Origin of the sequence: Streptomyces sp. NPDC050161, assembly GCF_044460025.1 — a bacterium.
In the GTDB taxonomy this organism is placed as follows: Bacteria; Actinomycetota; Actinomycetes; order Streptomycetales; family Streptomycetaceae; genus Streptomyces.
Window position 1 is genome coordinate 117,825 of the sequence record NZ_JBITJM010000019.1, and the last position, 18,025, is coordinate 135,849.

Below are 18,025 nucleotides of genomic sequence, written 5' to 3' on the forward strand. Positions count from 1 at the left end.
GGGCTGGTGAGGGGGTTCCCGGCCCGCTTCTCCGCGCTCCTCGACGGCCGTAGCGGCCACGAGCGCCACCCGGAACTGGGGTGGACACCTGCGGGTTACGTCAGTCACGTCACCGACAACCTGCGGACCTGGGCCGAACGGCTGGCGGGCGCGAGGCTGGCCGGGGCGACCCGGGTGCCGGGCTATGACCAGGACCTCGTCGGCCGGGCGCGCTGCTACAACGAGATCGCGCCCGCGGCGGCCCTGTGGTCGCTGCAACGGGCCGCCGACGCCTGGGCGGAGTCCGTATCGGCCGCGATGGACCGGCGCGTGGTGCTCCAGCACGCCACGCGTGGCCCCCAGCGAGCCGAGGGCGTCGCCCGGAACAACGCGCACGACGGTGTGCACCACGCCTGGGACGTCGGCCGCATCCTCGCCCACGCCGACGCGCTCCACGGCGCAGGCCCGGGGCGCGTCCAGGGCTGAGCGGGTGCGGATCCGATGCCCAGGCGACGCCGTCCGCGGCGCGGGGTACGGCGCGGCGCGGGGCCTTCCGGGGCGGTCCGCGGCCCCGTTCCGGGACGATGTGGATCCGGGCAGGTCAGCGGGGTACTACGGTGGGAGGTGAAGACCTCCGTGTGTGGTGTGTTCCTGGACAGCTCCATCACACCGGAGGTCTTCTTCCTGCGTCCCGCCGGGCCGTGCGGTTAGCCGCAGCAGCCGCCCCCGCAGCAGCCGCCACCGCCACCGCCACCGGACGGCGCGGGGGCAGCGGCGGAGCCGCCGACGGCGACTGTGGAGAGCAGCTTCACGGTGTCCTCGTGCCCATCGGGGCAGACGGCGGGGGCGGACGACTCGGCCATCGGCCGGTTCAGCTCGAAGGTGACGTCGCAGGGGCGGCACCGGTATTCGTAACGAGGCATGGCCACAGATTAGCCGGGGCCGGTCAGCGGACGACGGTGCCGGGCGGCGCGCCCAGCATGCTCAGCTCCGCGCGGGTCGGCGCGCCTTCCCAGTCGCCGGGCGAGGCCACCGCGAAGGCGCCGGTGGTCACGGCCCGTTCGAGGCGTTCGTCAGGAGCGGCGCCGTCCAGCAGGGCCGAGAGGTAGCCGGACACGAAGGCGTCGCCCGCGCCGACGGGATCCACCGCCCGCACCGGTATCGCACGGCGGTGCAGCGAGCCGCCGGAGGTGAAGGCCGTCGCCCCGTCGGCGCCGAGTTTCACCACAACCTCGCCGGCTCCCAGCGCCCGCAACGCCTCGGCCTGCGCCGCCAGGGGCAGGGCGGGGCCGGCCGGCGGGGAGTCGCCCGCCGGGGGCAGGCAGAGCGGCAGTTCGTCGTCGGAGGCGATCAGGACGTCCGCGTGCGGCGCCCAGGCGCGCATCACCCGCGCGGCCTCCTCGCGACTCCACAGACGGGCGCGGAAGTTCACATCGATGCAGACCAACGTGGCGTGCCGCTCGGCCAGTTGGAGGGCGGTCTCCGCCGCCGCGCGGGCCGCGGGGCCGAGCGCCGGGGTGATGCCGGTGAGGTGCAGGACGCGCGGCGGGGCCGTGCCGAAGGCCCGCTCGACGGCCTCCGCACGGAGCCGGGAGCCGGCCGAGCCCGCGCGGTAGTAATGCACCCGCGTCACGTCCGGCAGCCGGGGCTCGAAGAGCAGCAGGCCGGTCGGCGCACCGGAGTCGACCGAAGCCCCGGACACGTCCACCCCCTCGGCGCGCAGCGTCCGCAGCACGAGCTGCCCCGCCTCGTCATCGCCGACCGCCCCCGCCCAGCGCACCTCGTGGCCGAGGCGGGACAGGCCGATCGCGACGTTGCTCTCCGCGCCGGCCACGGAGACCTCCATCGTGCCGCCGAGTTTCAGCGGGCCGCTGCCGCGCAGCGCCACCATCGTCTCGCCGAAGGTGAAGACGTCCGGGCGCTCGCTCACCGTGCTCATCGTGCGCACACCGCCGTGAACTCCGCGGCGCGACGGCGCAGTGCGGACAGATCGCCGCCGTCCGCCGCGTCGCCGATCAGCGGGGAACCGACGCCGACCGCCACCGCCCCGGCGTCCAGATAGGCGCGCGCCGCGACCGCGTCCACCCCGCCGACGGGGACGAACGGCAGCCCGGGGAACGGCGCGCGGAGCGCCTTCAGGTAGGAGGGCCCGCCGACCGAGGCCGGGAACAACTTCAGCGCCGTCACACCCAGCGCATCAGCGGCGATCACGTCGGACGGCGTCAGCACCCCCGCGAGCACCGGGACGCCGAGCCGTACGGCCTCCTCGGCCCCGGCCCCGAGACCCGGAGTGACCAGCAGGTTCGCGCCCGCGTCGACGGCGTCGGCGGCGTGCTGCGCGGTCAGTACCGTGCCGGCGCCGAGCCAGGCGGCGTCGCCCAGTTCGGCGCGTGCCCGCCGGATGACGCCGAGCGCGTCGGCCCCGCTGAGCGAGACCTCTATCAGCGGGATACCGGCTTCGGCCAAGGTCATGACCGTACGGAAGGACGCCTCGGCGTCCTTGCCGCGGATGATGGCCACCAGCCGCTCGGTGTCGAGCGCCGCGTTGAAGTCCATGGTCCGGCTCCTGCCTTCTCTTCTCTCGTGCTCCCGGCGCCGGTGCGCTGCGCGGGTCGTGCGGGGTGTGGGGGTGGTGAGGGTGCGGAGTGGTGCGGGTGTGGGGCGGTGTGGGTGCGGTGTGGGCGTGGGCGTAGGCGTGGGTCAGCTTTGCCGTGGGGGCTCGGGCCGGTGCGTCACCATTCGGCGAACGACCCGTCCTCGTACCGCCAGACGGGGTTGCGCCAGGCGTGCCCCTTCGCGTCGGCCGCGCGTACGGCGGCCTCGTCCACCTCGACGCCGAGCCCCGGCAGGTCGGTGCGCAGCAGCGACCCGCCGTGGAAGCGGAACGGCTCCGGATCCGCGACGTAGTCCAGCAGCTCTGCGCCCTTGTTGTAGTGGATGCCGATGGACTGCTCCTGGATGAGGAAGTTCGGTGTGGTGAAGGCGACTTGGAGGCTGGCGGCGAGCGCGACAGGGCCGAGCGGGCAGTGCGGAGCGAGCTGGGCGCCGTACATCTCGGCGAGGGCGGCGATCCGGCGGAGTTCGGAGATGCCGCCCGCATGCGAGATGTCCGGCTGCACGATCGCCACCCCCGCCGCCAGCGGTGCCAGGAACTCCCGCCTGCTGAAGAGGCGTTCCCCCAGGGCCAGCGGGATGTTGGAGGCGTTGACGAGGTCGGGGACGGCGTGCATCTGCTCGGAGAGCACGGGCTCCTCGACGAACATCGGCGCATACGGAGCGAGCAGCGGCAGCAGTCTGCGGGCGTTGGCGGGGGAGACCCGGCCGTGGAAGTCGAGCCCGAAGTCCCGTTCCTCGCCGAGCGTTTCCCGCGCGGTCTCGGCGCGCAGCAGACACTCCCGTATCTCCGCGCGGGTGGCCACCGGAGTCATCCGGCCGCAGCCGTTCATCTTGACGGCGGTGAATCCGGCCTCGATCTGCGCGGTCAGCGCGTCCCGGATCGCCCGCGGCTCGTCGCCGCCCACCCACGCGTAGGCCCGGACCTTCTCGCGTACCGGCCCGCCGAGCAGTTGGTACACGGGCAGTCCGTGCCGCTTGCCCTTGATGTCCCACAGCGCCTGATCGAGGCCCGCGACGGCGGAGGACAGCACCGGGCCTCCCCGGTAGAAGCCGCCCTTGGTCATCACCTGCCAGTGGTCCTCGATGCGCGCCGGGTCCTGGCCCAGCAGGTATTCGGCCAGCACCTCCACGGCCGCCCGCACGGGTTCCGCCCGTCCCTCGACCACGGGCTCGCCCCAGCCGACCAGGCCGTCGTCGGTCTCCACGCGCACGAACATCCAGCGCGGCGGGGCGAGGAACGTCTCGATGCGGCTGATCTTCACGGGACGGCCGTCCTTTCCTCCCGGCGCCGTGCACCGGCTCGCTACGTGCGTCTTGAGTCTTACGCCTCGCGCCTTGCCTTTTGCGTCTCTTCGTCTTCGCCTGTGTCTTCGTCTTCGTCTCGCCGCGGTTGCGGTCTTCGCCGCATCTGTCGGTGCGGCGCGGAGGTGCCGGGAGGCCGGGGCTCCGGTTGTCGCGTCCCGTCAGGGATGGTCGCGGCCGGACATGTCGAGCAGTGCGTGCATCGACAGGGATGCGCCCTCGGCGTCCCGGCTGCGTATGGACTCGACGACCTCGGCGTGCGAGGGGTGCGGATGCTCGAACGCGCCGGCGTGCACCGTGCGGTCGCGCTGGATCAGTACGGGCACGATCACGCGGTACATCTGCGCGTAGAAGCGGTTGTGCGAGGCGGCCAGCAGCGCCGTGTGGAACGAGGCGTCGGCGCGCACCAGCAGCACGGGATCGCTGTCGGTCGCGGCCATCGCGCTGAGCGCGGCGTCGAGCGAGCCGAGGTCGTCCTCGGTGCGGTGCTGCGCGGCCAGCGCGGCGGCGGCCGGCTCTATGGAACGGCGCAGCGCCAGCAGCTCGGCGAAGAAACCGGGCGAAGCGCCCGCCGCCAGCTTCCAGCGCAGCACGTCACTGTCGAGGAGGTTCCACTGTTCCTGGGGGCGGACGAAGGTGCCGCGCTTCTGCCGCGCGTCCAGCAGGCCCTTGGTGGTCAGCACCTTTATGGCCTCGCGCAGCACCGTCTGGCTGACGTCCAGCTCGGCCATCAGGCCCCGCAGGTCGACGGTGTCCCCCACGCCGTAGGTGCCGTTGAAGATCCGCTTCGCCAGCGCTTCCACCGCCACGGCATGCACGCCACGCCCCGCGTACGCGGCGGGGCCCCCGGACTGCGGCATCTGTCGTCCCCCTCCGACCGTGCTGATCCCTGCGCGCCGACGGCCTCTGCTGCCGGTGCCCCTCCAGATTCGCACAAGAAATAGTTAATTAGCAATTGTTTTCGAGATCTGTTTTCCCGGCGCGAGAAGTGAAGGGCGCGAGAAGTGAAGGGCGCGAGAAGCGAACGGCCGCCCGGGGCATGGGCTCCGGACGGCCCTTCCTGCTCGTTCTCCGCACGCCCCGCCTACTCGCGCGTGCGGCCCTCACCGTGCGTCCGCTCCTCACCATGCGTCCGCTCCGTACCCTGCGCCTCCTCCGCGACCCGGCGCCGGGCGGCCGTCTGCTGCGGCGTCGCTTCCCCGCCGGCTCCCGGGCCGGCCCGATGGGGCCCCACCACGGCCCGCTGGGCGCCGGTGGCGGTGCCGGGATGCACCCGCTGATGCGTCCCCTCCCGTACCGCTTCGGGATGGCGGGCCCGCCAGTACGGGTTGTCGTGCGACAACCCGCCGCTGACCCGCCCGTACATCCCGAACACCAGCAGTAGCAGGCCCACCACGAAGCTGAACAGCACGTTCTGGATCTTGAACGCGAGGAAGTTCGCGCCCGTTTCGAGCAGCGCCAGGTTCACGAAGCCGCTCAGCAGGAACAGGACGCCCAGCACGATGTTCAGGGTGGAGGCGAAATTCCCGCCGATCACCATGCCGGCGAAGAGCACCACGCCCACGACGATGGACAGGACGCTCAGCGCACCGTTGGTGTTGAGCCCGGCGACGGTGTCGCCGCCGATGTCGAAGAACCCGATCTTGTCGATCAGGCCGAGGATGCCGAAGGCGAGCAGCACGAGCCCCATCAGGCCCGCGCCGACGCGGTAGACCTTGCTCAGGCTGTGGTCCGTCGGCAGATGCTCGTTGAGACGGGTGTGACGCAGTTTGCCCCCGTGGAACAGGTTCGAGGGCCCGTGCAGGCCGGAAGGCCCCACCCTCGTCGTCCCGGTAGCCCCAGTGGTAGCCATGTCCGGCCTCCCTCGCGCAGATGTGCCGCCTGGGCCGTACTCCACTACAGGATCCGCCGGTATGCCGTGCCGCGCCAACGCGCCGCCTCTCGGCCCGCGCCCCCGCCTCCGGACCGCAGGCCCTCAGGCGCCCGCGCCGCCCCGTTTCTCCCGGATCTCCTGCACCACCCGTGACGCGGTCAGACGCACCGCCTCGGTCTCCGTCAGGAAGTGCCACCAATCCGGATGCCGGCCCTCCAGGCCCGCCACCGCACGGTCAAGCCGCGCCACCGCGTCGTCCAAGGGGCGGGCGTGCCGGGGATCGGGGGTGCTGCGTCCGGACATCGCCAGACGCTGGGCGTCCCGGATGGCGAAGCGCGTACGGTCCACCTCCTGCTGCCGGTCGAACGACACCGCGTCGAGCCGCTGGAGGCGGTCACCGGCCGCCGAAACCGCGTCCCCCGTGGTGTCCAGCAGCGCACGGACCGTCGCCAGCCGGCTCGTCGCGTCCGCCCACCGCTGCTCGTCCCGCGCCTGCTGGGCCTCGCGCAGCTTCACCTCGGCCTGCCGTACGGACTGCGCCGCCTGCTCAGGCACCTGCTGCAGGTCCTGCCAGCAGGCCGCGCTGTAGCGGCGCCGCAGTTCGCTGAGCACCGGATCGACCTGCCCGGCACGGGTCGTGATCGCCTGCGCGCGGGTCCGCAGCGACACCAGCCGCTTGTCGATCTCCGCGGCCCGCTCCGGCAGCCGCTCGGCCTCCGCCCGCAGCTCCTCGGCCTTGCGCAGCACGTCATCGGCCCGCCGGATCGTCTCCTGCACGCCGTGCCGGCCCGCGCCTTCGTTGAGCTTGGTCAGCTCCGGCGCGAGCGACGCCAGCCGCGCCGCGAGATCGTCGGCCTTCAGCCCCTTCGCGCGCACCTCGTCCAGGGCGTTGCTCGCCGCGAGCAGCCCCTGTCTGCCCCGCTCGACGGCCGGTGCCAGCCGGGCCAGCTGCGTCTCCGCGGTCTGCAACAGCGGCCCCAGCCCCTGCGCGAACCGTTCGAGCTCGCCCTTGACGCGCTCCAGCTCCTCCTTGGCCCGCGTCAGATCGGCCCGCGCACGCCCTGCCGACGCGCTGTCCAGATCGTCACGGTCCAGGTCGTGGCTGTCCACAGCGGCGATATAGCCCTGGCTGACCTCGTCGATCCGGTGGCCGAACGCCTCATAGTCAGCGGCGGCCTTCCTGGCGCGCGGGGAGTTGTCGACCGCGGTGATGGTCTCTATCGAGATCCGCAGCTCCCGCTGCGCGGTGTCCAGCTCGTAGAACGCCGCCGCGGCGGCATCCTTCGCGGCCTGCGCCTCCGCCCGCTGCCCGTCCCCGCGCCCGAACCAGCGCCGCGTACCGCCCCCGGCGAACGCCGCCGGAGCCGCCGCCACCAGCAACGGCAACGGCAGCAGCGCGAGCGCCACCAGATCACGGACCGGCCCCCCGCGGGCTCGACGGCGTGCTCGCTGCTCGTGCGGCTGCGTGTGTGTCGCCGTCACATCCCTCTCCCGATCGGATCGCCCCAGAACCGGCTGTCATTCTCCCACTCGGGAGAAACGAACACACCGGCCGGTAAGTTCGCGATTCACCCACTGGCTTGCAGTTCAGCCCCGGCGGCAAGGTAGTCTGTCGGCTCGGCCAGGGCGCATAGCTCAGCGGTAGAGCGCTGCTCTTACAAAGCAGATGTCGGCGGTTCAAATCCGTCTGTGCCCACCAGTCGAAAGACCCCCTGTCGATCATGGCAGGGGGTCTTTGGCATATCCGGGTTCGACATCAACGGCGACGGCTATTCACGGCGGCCGGGGCGCCTCCTGATCATGCGGTCCACATGGCTCACGGCCTCACGCTGCCTGTCCTGCACCACGTGCGTGTACGTGCTCATCGTGATGGAGATCTTGCTGTGCCCCAAGATCTTCCGAGGCTCGATCGGCCGACCAGTACGCGTGGTGAAGACGTAACCGGTCTCCGCCCAGCCGTCCCCGGCACGCTCACGCACGGCAGCCTGTCGCCATGGCTACCTACGAGGTGGCCCGGATGGCCGCCCGCCAGGCGATCGGGGTCCTTCAGAGCGAAGGCTCGGCCGAGGCGAGGAAAGGAGCCGGAGTCTTCGCAAGAGGCTTCCGTCCGCTGAGTCGGCAGGGTTCGGGACGCCCGTGGAGCCTGGTCTGCCGCACCGCGTTCGCCGCGGACGGCCACCCTGTTGAGGTCAACGAGATGACTCTTGATGCCGCGTCCTACGTCCTGGAGTGCGCGTTCGACGTGTGACGTGCCTCAGTCGGACCATGTGCGGCCGGAACAGGCGGCCGTGTGGATGCGCTCCACCTGCTCAGGGGTGAGCACGGGGGACATGCCGCTGAGGCGCGACGGCAGATCCTCGGCGGCCAGCACGAGAACCGGCGGTGCAGCCTGCCGCACAGTGATCTTCGCGGCTCCCACCACGGCGAGAACCGGCCGAGCCTCGACCGTGAAGCCGCATGCACGGGACAGCGTCGCCGAAGCCTTACGGGCCTCACTCAGGCTGGCTGGGATATGGCGCGTCGAACCGCCATTGACAGTGATGGCACGATCGCCGTACCAGACCTTCTTGCCCTTGTGGTGCTTGGAGTTCACTGTGAACACCCCGGCCGGGCCGATCACAAGGTGGTCCACATCCGTGCCGGACGGGTACTGCACCGCGTGCAGGGTGTACCAACCGCGGCCGAGCGTGCGCAGACGACGTGCGGTGTGACGTTCCCCGACCAGGCCCTGGTGCCAGCTTCTCAATTCCCGGGCGCCATCGGCCTTCGACCAGCGGGATATGAAGCGTTTGATCGCGTTCGGCTCCAGCTCGACGAGCTTGCGGCGGACCGCATCACCAGCGCGGTTGGCAACGAGGTCATCGCCGGGGTTCGGCATGTCGGCCCCTGAGAAATCGGCGGCAGGAGATTCTCCAAACTAGCCGTCGGGGCGGGGGTGTTACAGGTGTTCTCTACCTCATCAGGGCGGCTCGCTCCGCTCCCCGCGTGCGGCTGGCCGGCGCCCGCACCGCGCATCGGTGAACGAGCCGGGAACTATGAGCCGAGTACCGCACGCAGGCTGGTCAAGGGCAGAACGGTGCCTCCGGCGGGGGATCGGCCGGCACCGGGGTGGAGGGGGCGCCGTCGCCGACTGCGAGTCCATTGGAGGCGTGCGTGGGGAGCTTCCATCCCGCCCGCCGGGTCGGGGAACTGGCCGGGTGGGGTCCGTCGTTTGTGGTGATGCGCCGCTACGCGCACGGTGTCGTGGGTTTGGAGAGGAACTCGGGTGGCTGAGGAGATCGGGATTGCGGAGGCTGTGGCACATCTGCGGGCGGAGCTGATGGCTGCGGCGGCCGGTGGCGGTGCGGGTCCGCGGTTCGAAGTGGGGCCGGTGGAGCTGGAGTTCTCGGTGGAGATGCGCAGGGAGGGCAAGGGCAAGGCGGGGGTGAAGGCGTGGGTGGTGTCGGCGGATGCGGAGGCGTCGGTGTCGAAGGCGTCGGTGCACCGGGTGAAGCTGGTGCTGACGCCGAAGGACACGGCGACGAACGGCTCGTATCACGTGAATACAGAACGGCCGGACGTGGCGGGTGACATGCTCGGCTCTCGCTTCGGCGAGTGACCCGGAACGGTGCCTCGCGCGCAGTGCGGGCGCACGCGCCGGATGCGCCCATGGTCTTTGAGTACGGGTGAAGGGGGTCCGAGGTGGACGGGGCTCGGGCGGTGGTGGTGCGCTCCGGGAGCGCCGAGGGTTCGGGTTATGTACTGAGTGAGCGGCTGGTGCTGACCGCGGCGCACGTGCTCAAGGTCCGTGACCAGGTGTCGGTGCAGTTGCCCGGCCGGCAGGGGCGTGTGTGGTGCCGGGTGGTGTGGGACCGATTGGAGGAGGGCTCGCAGGGCTGGGACGCGGCACTGCTGCTGGCCGGGGAACCCCTCTCGGCAAGGGCGTTACCGCCGGTGCGGTGGGGCCGGTTGGTGACCATGCAGGCGTGCCCGGCCCAGGCGATCGGCTATCCGGTCGTGGGACAGGCCGGGACGGACGCGGTGACGCGGGTACAGCGCGACGGGCGGGTGCTGCCCGAGAGCGGCCGAGACCGTGACCGGTACGTCCTTGCAGGGGATGCGGGTGCCGAAACCCGCGCTGACGGCCTCTCGCCCTGGAGCGGGATGTCCGGAGCCGCCCTGTGGTGTGGCAGCACACCGGGGATGCCGCCGCTGCTGACCGGGGTGGTGGCCGGAGACCCGCCCGGTCTGAGCCACACCCGACTGGAGGCGGTGCCCGCCTACGTGCTGGCCTCCGATCCGGTGTTCCCCTCTCTGATCGAGGAGCACACCGGGCGGACGATGCTGCTGGAGCCGGCCGACCTGCAACACGTCACCGACCGCACCGCACACCCCCGCCCGCCCCGCTCACCGGCCGACCTGCTGCGCCCCGAACAAGCCGTCGTGTCCTTCATGGGACGCAAGGAGCTGCTGGAGAACCTGGCCCACTGGTGCCAGGATGCATCGGAGCAGGCCCAGCCCGGTTCTGGTAGCGAGACGACGCCCGGCACCTGGCCGTGGGACGGGGGCCCGGTACAGGCGCGGCTGCTGACCGGTGGCGGCGGTGCGGGCAAGACCCGGCTCGCCACCGAACTCTGCACCCGTATGACCGGACGTGGCTGGACCGCAATCCGGCTGACCACCGGCACCAGCACACCCCTGGACGCCCTGACCCAGGTACGCCGGCCGCTGCTGATCGTCGCCGACTACGCCGAGACACGCACCCCCCAGATCCAGGTCCTGCTCGATGCCGTCGACCACGACCAGGCCCACGCCCCCGTGCGCATCCTGGCCCTGGCTCGCGCCGCGGGCGACTGGTGGAGCCGGGCCACCGTACATCCGCACAGCCAGGCCCTGGCCGCCGCGACCGTCACACCCATCCCCGCCCTGCACCACACCCCCCACGACCGCACCACCGCCTACCAGCAGGCTCTGGGCGACCTCGCCACCCGTCTGTGCCGCATGGCACCCGGCACCGACTGGACGGCCCTCGTCCCCGCACTCACCGCCCCGGGCGCTCTGCCTGCCTTGGCGCGGGCCGAGTTCGACACGCCCCTGTCGGTGCAGATGGCTGCTCTGCTCGCACTGCTGGACGCCACCGGCCTCCCCCGGCCCACCACTCAGCAAGCCACCACGCTGGAAGGCCGGCTTCTGGGGCATGAGCAGAAGTACTGGGACGAGACTGCCGCCAGGCCCGAGCGGGGCTTGTCCGGGGAGCGCAGCGGCAGTGAGACCCGGGCACTCGCTGTCGCCCTGGCCTGCCTCACCCCCGCCACCGACCGTGACCACGCCCGTGCCCTCCTGGCCCAGCTTCCCGGCCTGGCCGACGACAGTGCCGCTGCGGTCCGGGGCGCCCTGGCCACCTGGCTCAGCGACCTCTACCCCACGCCGGCCGGATCGCTCTGGGGAAGTCTCCAGCCCGACCGAATCGCCGAGTACCACGTCGGCACCGAGGCCCGCCGCGAACCCGCCCTCTTCACCCGCATCCTGGCGACCCTGCCCGAGGAAGATGCCGCCCAGGCCCTGACCGTCCTGGCACGCACCGCCCAGCACGCCCACCACCACGACACCGTCAGCAGCATCCTCCAGGACGCCATCACCGCAGCCCCGAACCGGCTGGGACCGGCAGCCCTGACCACAGCAACCCTCACACCTCACCCCGCCCCTCTGATCACCGCACTGACGCACCTGACCGACACCACCCACGACATCGACCTCATGTACCAGCTCAGCAACCGGCTACCGCACTCCACCCTTGCCCTCAGCGAATGGGCCGCCGCCTTGGACACAGCCCTGGTCGAGCACCACGACACGCCTACACCCGACCTGGCCAGCCTCGCTGGCTCGTTGAACAACCAGTCCAGCCGCTTGGCGGATCTGGGGCGGCGGGAGGAGGCCCTGGCTGCGATCACCCGCGCCGTTGACACCTACCAGGACCTGGCCGACCAACGACCCGACGCTTTCCTCCCCAACCTCGCTGGCTCGTTGAACAACCAGTCCAGCCGCTTGGCGGATCTGGGCCGATGGGAGGAGGCCCTGGCTGCGATCACCCGCGCCGTCGAGATCCGCGAAGCCTTGGCCGACCAACGACCCGACGCTTTCCTCCCCAACCTCGCTGGCTCGTTGAACAACCAGTCCAGCCGCTTGGCGGATCTGGGCCAATGGGAGGAGGCCCTGGCTGCGATCACCCGCGCCGTCGACACCTACCAGGACCTGGCCGACCAACGACCCGACGCTTTCCTCCCCGACCTCGCCAGGTCGTTGAACAACCAGTCCGTCCGCTTGGCGGATTTGGGGCGGCGGGAGGAGGCCCTGGCTGCGATCACCCGCGCCGTCGAGATCCGCGAAGCCTTGGCCGACCAACGACCCGACGCCTTTCTCCCCGATGTCGCCAGCTCGCTGCACAACCAGTCCAACTGCCTGGCGGATTTGGGGCGGCGGGAGGAGGCCCTGGCCGTGATCACCCGCGCCGTCGAGATCCGCGAAGCCTTGGCCGACCAACGACCCGACGCTTTCCTCCCCAACCTCGCCGGGTCGTTGAACAACCAGTCCGTCCGCTTGGCGGATTTGGGGCGGCGGGAGGAGGCCCTAGCCGTGATCACCCGCGCCGTTGGCACCTACCAGGACCTGGCCGACCAACGACCCGACGCTTTCCTCCCCGACCTCGCTGGCTCGTTGAACAACCAGTCCAGCCGCTTGGCGGATTTGGGGCGGCGGGAGGAGGCCCTGGCTGCGATCACCCGCGCCGTTGGCACCTACCAGGACCTGGCCGACCAACGACCCGACGCTTTCCTCCCCAACCTCGCCACGGCACTGAACAACCAGTCCAACCGCCTGGCGGATCTGGGGCGGCGGGAGGAGGCCCTGGCCGCGATCACCCGCGCCGTCGAGATCCGCGAAGCCCTGGCCGACCAACGACCCGACGCTTTCCTCCCCAACCTCGCCCGCTCGTTGAACAACCAGTCCAGCCGCTTGGCGGATCTGGACCGGCGGGAGGAGGCCCTGGCTGCGATCACCCGCGCCGTTGGCACCTACCAGGACCTGGCCGACCAACGACCCGACCTATTCGCAGACGACTTGCAGGCAGCCATCCAGCAGCGTCAGCTCTTAATGCAGAACACCTGATCACGAGATGGCGTGGGCTCTCTGTGCTGCTGTACAGCACCGTAGTACAGCAGCCTCAGCGACTGCTGGCGCCCCACATTGCCCCTCACGACGCTCCCGGCAGCCCGAAGACCTCCAACGATCGATGCTGTAGAGCTACGGATCACAAGGTTTCTGACATCCACGGCTGACATCAATGACGCCGGACGGGGCATACACCAGCGCCCCTGCCCGGCCGTCGCACCAGTCGCCGACCGCAGCCGGCCCGGACTCAAACCGCACTCCTAAAGCGAGTGTTCAGCTCACCTGGCCCGGCTCGAAGCCTCAGCCCCCGGGCTTACAAAGCAGACGTCGGCGTTTCAATTCCGTCTGTGCCCACCATCCGATCCGAAACGCCCCCGCCGGAGATCCCTCCACGGAGGCGTCGGCGGTAGAACTTGACGGGACTCCCTAGGACGGGCCGGTGTTCCAACCTGTGAGGTGCGAGTAAATATGAGCAGTCACCACACCATTGAGCCGGGGTCGTTCGGTGGGCTCAGGCCGGAGCGGGTCTGGTACACGTCGTATGGGTCGAACATGCACGTGGGCCGGCTCGCCTGTTACCTCGCTGGTGGTCGGCCTCCGGGGGCGAGTCGGGTTTATCCGGGGTGTCGGGATCGCCGCATGCCCGCCGAATCGGTGCCCGTCGAGTTGGTCGGGAGGATGTACTTCGCTACGCGGTCGCCGGTGTGGGGAGGGGGGTGTGCCTTTTATGATCCGGCGGCGGAGGGGCGCGTCCTGGCGCGGGCGCATCTGGTGTCGGCGGCGCAGTTCGCCGATATTGCCGCGCAGGAGATGTACCGGGAACCGGGTGTCGATCTGGATCTGAACCCCGTGTTGTCGGAGGGGAGGGCGGTGATGGGGGAGGGGCGCTACGAGACCCTTGTGTGCGCCGGGCGGATGCGGGGCCTTCCCGTTCTCACCTTCACCGCTCCGTGGGGGATCGGCGATGTGGCCTGGACCTCGCCCTCATCGGCGTACGTGCGGTTTCTGGCCTCGGGGCTCCTTGACGCGGGGGCGTGGGATGCCGCGACGGTGACCGCCTACGTCGCAAGCTGCCCGGGAGCGGCCGGGCACTGGACCGAGCGGGCGGTGGGAGAACTGATCCGGGGTTGAGGGTCGGCGCTCCCGCGTTGACCTGGGGATGAACTGGGCGGGGGGATTGGTTCTTTGGGGTCGGTGGTCGGTGCTGGGGGCGGTCCGGGTGGGCTCCGGGAGGCGGTTGTGTGGCTGTGTCGTGAGGGTGCTGAGGGTGGCGCGTATGAGATGTCAGGTACACGTAGTACTGCTAATATTTGACCGGGCATCAGCGTATGAGCCACGCGCACACCACGGGGGTAGCGATGGGTCTCGGGGAACTTTGGGACGACGGTAAGAAGCTGGTCGGCGACGTGGTCGAGGTCGGCAAGGACGTCATGATGGCGCCTGCCGAGATCGCGCACTGGGTGCTGACGCAGATGTTCGGCGGCGGCGAGGCCGACCTTCAGAAGATCGCGGCCGAGCTGGCCAAGCTGAGCACGGAGATGGACGGGCTGACCAAGGAGATCAACTCGTCTCTGGGGCAGCTCACTTGGCACGGGCCGGCAGCCGACGCTTTCGCCAAGGTCGCCAACGGCCGCGTCAAGGAGATGAACAAGGTCTCCGACGACCTGTCCGCCCTGGGCAAGTCGGTCGACCGGCTGGCGAAGGTCTACTGACGGCTGGTGACGGCTGGAAAGCGTCTGCTGATGGCGGGCCGCCCTCCGTTGGGGTCGACGGTCGTGGCGCGCGATGGCCCCATGGTCCGACGGTTGAGGCCCGGCGCCGAGCGGGCGTGGTGGCCAACGGGCCGGGCGGCCGGGGGAGTTGACGGCCAGTTGACGGCCACGGGGTCCGGCGTTTTACCGGTGCGCCGCGGTCAGTGCGGTTCACCACGACATCACGGGGGTTGTAGGGATGGCAGGCGACACGTTCGGCGTCGAGATGGCGGAACTCGGCAAGATCGAGAAGGACTGGCAGACGGCCAGCCGGCGGATGAAGGAGCTGAACGAGCGGCTCGGCGAGATCAAGGAGACGCTGGCCAAGGCGGCGGCGATCGACCTCGCCACGGCGCCGCTCGCGCATCTCCCCGGGTTCGGCGTCGCCTACCAGGTGCTCGCGGACGTGAAGGAGATCGCGGAGCTGAGCGCGCGCCTGGAGGAGAGCAAGAAGCAGCTGCTCGAAGAGCTGGCGGCGGACGCCGAGAAGATCAAGAAGGTCAAGGCCGAGTACGAGGCGAACGAGAAGAAGACCGAGGACGACCTCAAGAAGATCAAGGACCCGGAGAAGAGTGACCACCCCACGCCGCAAGGAACCGGTGGCGGCGGTTCCGGGGGCGGCGGTGGTGGCACCGGTGGCGGTGGTGGCGGCACCGGTGGTGGCGGAGGTGGCGGCGGTACCGGCGGCGGTGGCGGGCCCGCTCCCGCCGAGGGGCACGGCGACGGCAAGTGGAAGACGGAAGGCAACTGGGACGCCTGGTCGCCGGGCAAGCACCACACGACCACCGGCGCCGGTGTCCAGGACAGGCCCGACACGTCGGGGCTCCCGGCGGAGCGCAAGGACATCATCGACCGCGCCCTGGAGCGGGTGGAACACCGGATCGGCTACAGCCAGTCGGCGACCACCAACGGGTACCGGGACGACTGCTCGGGCTTCGTCTCCGCCGCCTGGGGCCTGAAGCCGCCGGGTCTGAACACCTACGGCCTGATGGGTGGCGACACCGCCCACCAGATCACCAAGGACGACCTCAAGCCGGGTGACGCCCTGGTCGCGGGCGACCACACCGTCCTCTTCGGCGGCTGGGCCGACTCCTCGCACACCAAGTACATCGCCCTGGAGGACAACGGCTCCCAGGGCACCGTCTCGCACGTCATCCCTTACCCGTACTACTCGGGCGACGCCGCGTCGGAGAAGGCGGGCGGTCACCCGTACCTGCCCTACCGCCGCAACGGTCTCTGAGCGATCCCGCGTTCCGGCGCACACCGGCGGGCCCGCGGGTGTGCGCCGGCGCCGTCCGATGTCCGTATCGCCCCCGTCGAAGATGAGAGAGAACGCCGACATGCTCACCCGCCGCCTGCTCGCCGCAGCCGCCCTGGCCGCCGCGCTGGCCACGCTCACCTCCTGCAAGAGCGACGACGCGACCGCGACCGCATCGCCCGGGGCATCCGCGTCGTCCGCCGCATCGGAGCCCGCCGCGTCGTCCGACCCGTCCAAGGCGTCCGGCCCGTCCGCTTCGGCGCCGGAATCGGGGGACAAGCCGGTCGACCCCGAGCCCTCGTTCGACTGCACGCCACGGAAGATCCCGGCGGGCCACCGAATGGTGCAGGTCACGGCTGCCTCGTCCGGTGGCGCGCTGTCCGTGCGGGAGGCGGAGTTCGCGTGCGACCCCAACGGCGGGGGGTATGCGGGGACCGGCAAGGCGGCCCACTACCGGCTCGCGGCGGGCGCCACGGTCGAGCTGAACACCGGCGCGACCACGTACCGGACGGTGCCCACCACCGAACTGGCCGGCCACTTGACCGCCTGCCTGAAGCACCGGCCCGTCGAGCCGCCGCTCTCCTGCGCGGGCAACATCTACGAACTCACCGTGAGCGGATCCGGCGATGTCTCGCACGTCCGGGAGGTCTGGCACGCGTGAGGTGTGGGCCCGCCGGGGCCCGGGGTGCAGGGCCGTGGACTCGTCCGTGTGACGGGAGTCCACGGCCCTGCTGCTGCTTTCGGGGCATGGGCGGACCCTGGAAGTAGGGGCAGGACGGCCCCGTGGCTCGTATCCGTGGTTGTTCGTGGCGGAGGCGCTGTGTATGGTCGAAAGCAATGACTTGAAGTTTCAAGTAACTCCCGATCCGGAAAGAGCGGCTTTCGATGACCACCCCCCTCGGCTCCGTCCCGACCGCGCGCACCGGCGCTTCGGCGCTGCCCGCCCCGTCCCCGCACGGCTACGACGTCGGCCTGCTCCTGCTGCGGCTCGCGGTCGGGCTCACGATGGCCGCGCACGGTTCGCAGAAACTCTTCGGCTGGTTCGACGGCCCGGGTCTTGACGGCACCGGGCAGTTCTTCACCGCGAGCGGCTACCCGGCGGGCCACGCCATGGCGGTGGTGGCCGGGCTGACCGAGACGCTGGGCGGGCTCGGGCTGGTCCTCGGGCTCCTCACCCCGCTCGCGGCAGCCGCGCTGGTCGGCACGATGATCAACGCGCTGGCCGTCAAGTGGGGCGGCGGCTTCTTCGCCCCCAAGGGCGTCGAGTACGAACTGCTGCTGGCCGCCGGCGCGGCTGCCCTCGCCCTGACCGGCCCCGGCCGGTACGCCGTCGACCGCCTGCTGCCGGTCCTGAAGTCGCACCGCCTGCTGTACGGCGTTGCCGCGCTGGTGCTGGCCGTGGTCGTCGCCGGAATCATGCTGCTGGTCCGCGACTAGCGGCGGCTGCCGGCCCTGGGCCGGTGTCCGTACGTGGCGGGAAACCGGGAGGAGAAGGAGGGGCCGATGTCTGTACGTCGCCTCAATCATGCGGTGCTCTACGTCCGCGAGTTGGCCAGGTCCGTGGCGTTCTACGGGGAGACCCTGGGGCTCACGACGGCCGACGAGGTGCCGGGCCGCGCGGCCTTCCTGGCCGCGCCCGGCTCGCTCAACGATCACGATCTCGGCCTCTTCGCGGTGGGCGCCGAGGCGCCGGGTCCTGAGGTCGGACGGGTGGGGCTCTACCACCTGGCCTGGGAGGTCGGCACCCTGGGCGATCTGGTCGCGGCGGAGGAACGGCTTGCCGCCCGCGGCGCGCTGGTCGGCTCCAGCGATCACCTCGTGTCCAAGTCGCTGTACGCCAAGGACCCGGACGGCAACGAGTTCGAGGTGATGTGGCGGGTGCCCCGCGAGGACTGGCCTGGCCCCGACGAGCCGGACCGGCTGCGCCCGCTCGACCTCGCCGCGGCGCTCCGTCGCTGGGGCCCGGACCGGGAAACGGGCGCGGCGGCGGGCACCGCCACCTGAGATACGCGTACGGGGGCGGGGTGCGGCACGACTGCCGACGGTGCCGGGGCTGCCGACCGGGCCTCGCGGGACGGGGCCGCGGCCGGCAGCTGACTC

Annotated in this window: 17 protein-coding genes, 1 tRNA gene and 2 pseudogenes; 11 read left to right on the forward strand and 9 right to left on the reverse strand. The window is 71.0% G+C overall.

Annotated elements, in window-relative coordinates; translation table 11 throughout:
* Positions 1-6 precede the first annotated feature (6 nt).
* Positions 7-465, forward strand: a complete 459-nt coding sequence (locus ACIBK8_RS27220) for a DinB family protein (protein WP_399044493.1) — start codon at positions 7-9, stop codon at positions 463-465.
* Positions 466-686: 221 nt separating this feature from the next.
* Here ACIBK8_RS27220 and ACIBK8_RS27225 read toward each other — a convergent pair whose 3' ends face one another.
* The 7 genes from ACIBK8_RS27225 to ACIBK8_RS27255 all read right to left on the reverse strand — a co-directional run bounded on the left by ACIBK8_RS27225 (position 687) and on the right by ACIBK8_RS27255 (position 7,252).
* Positions 687-902 (reverse strand): zinc ribbon domain-containing protein, encoded by a 216-nt coding sequence (locus ACIBK8_RS27225; RefSeq protein ID WP_399044494.1) that lies wholly within the window; start codon positions 900-902, stop codon positions 687-689.
* A 23-nt stretch (positions 903-925) separates the two neighbouring features.
* Complete coding sequence (locus ACIBK8_RS27230; protein WP_399044495.1) at positions 926-1,918, reverse strand: sugar kinase; 993 nt, start codon at positions 1,916-1,918, stop codon at positions 926-928.
* On the reverse strand, positions 1,915-2,535 hold the full coding sequence (locus ACIBK8_RS27235; protein WP_399044496.1) for a bifunctional 4-hydroxy-2-oxoglutarate aldolase/2-dehydro-3-deoxy-phosphogluconate aldolase: 621 nt from the start codon (positions 2,533-2,535) through the stop codon (positions 1,915-1,917). The genes ACIBK8_RS27230 and ACIBK8_RS27235 overlap by 4 nt, the downstream gene beginning before the upstream one ends.
* Positions 2,536-2,711: 176 nt before the next feature.
* Positions 2,712-3,857: a galactonate dehydratase gene (gene dgoD / locus ACIBK8_RS27240; RefSeq protein ID WP_399044497.1), complete on the reverse strand. Its 1,146-nt coding sequence runs from the start codon at positions 3,855-3,857 to the stop codon at positions 2,712-2,714.
* Between the two features lie 201 nt (positions 3,858-4,058).
* Entirely contained in the window at positions 4,059-4,757 is a 699-nt protein-coding gene (locus ACIBK8_RS27245; RefSeq protein WP_399044498.1) for a FadR/GntR family transcriptional regulator, read from the reverse strand.
* 224 nt (positions 4,758-4,981) lie between these two features.
* Positions 4,982-5,749, reverse strand: coding sequence for a DUF4383 domain-containing protein (locus tag ACIBK8_RS27250; protein WP_399044499.1), 768 nt, complete (start codon positions 5,747-5,749; stop codon positions 4,982-4,984).
* Between the two features lie 123 nt (positions 5,750-5,872).
* Entirely contained in the window at positions 5,873-7,252 is a 1,380-nt protein-coding gene (locus tag ACIBK8_RS27255; protein ID WP_399044500.1) for a hypothetical protein, read from the reverse strand.
* Positions 7,253-7,394: 142 nt separating this feature from the next.
* Here ACIBK8_RS27255 and ACIBK8_RS27260 point away from each other — a divergent pair.
* A tRNA-Val gene (locus ACIBK8_RS27260) sits at positions 7,395-7,469 on the forward strand.
* 70 nt (positions 7,470-7,539) lie between these two features.
* Here the strand turns inward: ACIBK8_RS27260 and ACIBK8_RS27265 are convergent.
* A pseudogene (locus ACIBK8_RS27265) lies at positions 7,540-7,761 on the reverse strand (site-specific integrase); the annotation flags it as partial.
* Positions 7,762-7,763: 2 nt separating this feature from the next.
* Between ACIBK8_RS27265 and ACIBK8_RS27270 the strand changes: the two are divergent.
* A pseudogene (locus ACIBK8_RS27270) lies at positions 7,764-8,018 on the forward strand (hypothetical protein); the annotation flags it as partial.
* Positions 8,019-8,024: 6 nt separating this feature from the next.
* Here ACIBK8_RS27270 and ACIBK8_RS27275 read toward each other — a convergent pair.
* Entirely contained in the window at positions 8,025-8,648 is a 624-nt protein-coding gene (locus ACIBK8_RS27275) for a nuclease-related domain-containing protein (protein WP_399044501.1), read from the reverse strand.
* A gap of 387 nt (positions 8,649-9,035) precedes the next feature.
* Between ACIBK8_RS27275 and ACIBK8_RS27280 the strand changes: the two genes are divergently transcribed.
* From ACIBK8_RS27280 to ACIBK8_RS27315, 8 genes are all read left to right on the forward strand, one after another.
* A complete protein-coding gene (locus tag ACIBK8_RS27280; RefSeq protein ID WP_399044502.1) occupies positions 9,036-9,368 on the forward strand; it encodes a trypco2 family protein in 333 nt (110 codons plus the stop codon).
* Between the two features lie 83 nt (positions 9,369-9,451).
* Positions 9,452-12,913, forward strand: coding sequence for a tetratricopeptide repeat protein (locus tag ACIBK8_RS27285; protein WP_399044503.1), 3,462 nt, complete (start codon positions 9,452-9,454; stop codon positions 12,911-12,913).
* A 642-nt stretch (positions 12,914-13,555) separates the two neighbouring features.
* On the forward strand, positions 13,556-14,047 hold the full coding sequence (locus tag ACIBK8_RS27290) for a histone deacetylase (RefSeq protein WP_399044504.1): 492 nt from the start codon (positions 13,556-13,558) through the stop codon (positions 14,045-14,047).
* A gap of 197 nt (positions 14,048-14,244) precedes the next feature.
* Positions 14,245-14,628, forward strand: a complete 384-nt coding sequence (locus ACIBK8_RS27295; protein WP_399044505.1) for a WXG100 family type VII secretion target — start codon at positions 14,245-14,247, stop codon at positions 14,626-14,628.
* A 238-nt stretch (positions 14,629-14,866) separates the two neighbouring features.
* Positions 14,867-15,907: a hypothetical protein gene (locus tag ACIBK8_RS27300; protein WP_399044506.1), complete on the forward strand. Its 1,041-nt coding sequence runs from the start codon at positions 14,867-14,869 to the stop codon at positions 15,905-15,907.
* 58 nt (positions 15,908-15,965) lie between these two features.
* Complete coding sequence (locus tag ACIBK8_RS27305; protein ID WP_399044507.1) at positions 15,966-16,586, forward strand: hypothetical protein; 621 nt, start codon at positions 15,966-15,968, stop codon at positions 16,584-16,586.
* A 224-nt stretch (positions 16,587-16,810) separates the two neighbouring features.
* Positions 16,811-17,362: a DoxX family protein gene (locus tag ACIBK8_RS27310; protein ID WP_399044508.1), complete on the forward strand. Its 552-nt coding sequence runs from the start codon at positions 16,811-16,813 to the stop codon at positions 17,360-17,362.
* A gap of 66 nt (positions 17,363-17,428) precedes the next feature.
* A complete protein-coding gene (locus ACIBK8_RS27315) occupies positions 17,429-17,929 on the forward strand; it encodes a VOC family protein (RefSeq protein ID WP_399044509.1) in 501 nt (166 codons plus the stop codon).
* Positions 17,930-18,025: the final 96 nt, after the last annotated feature.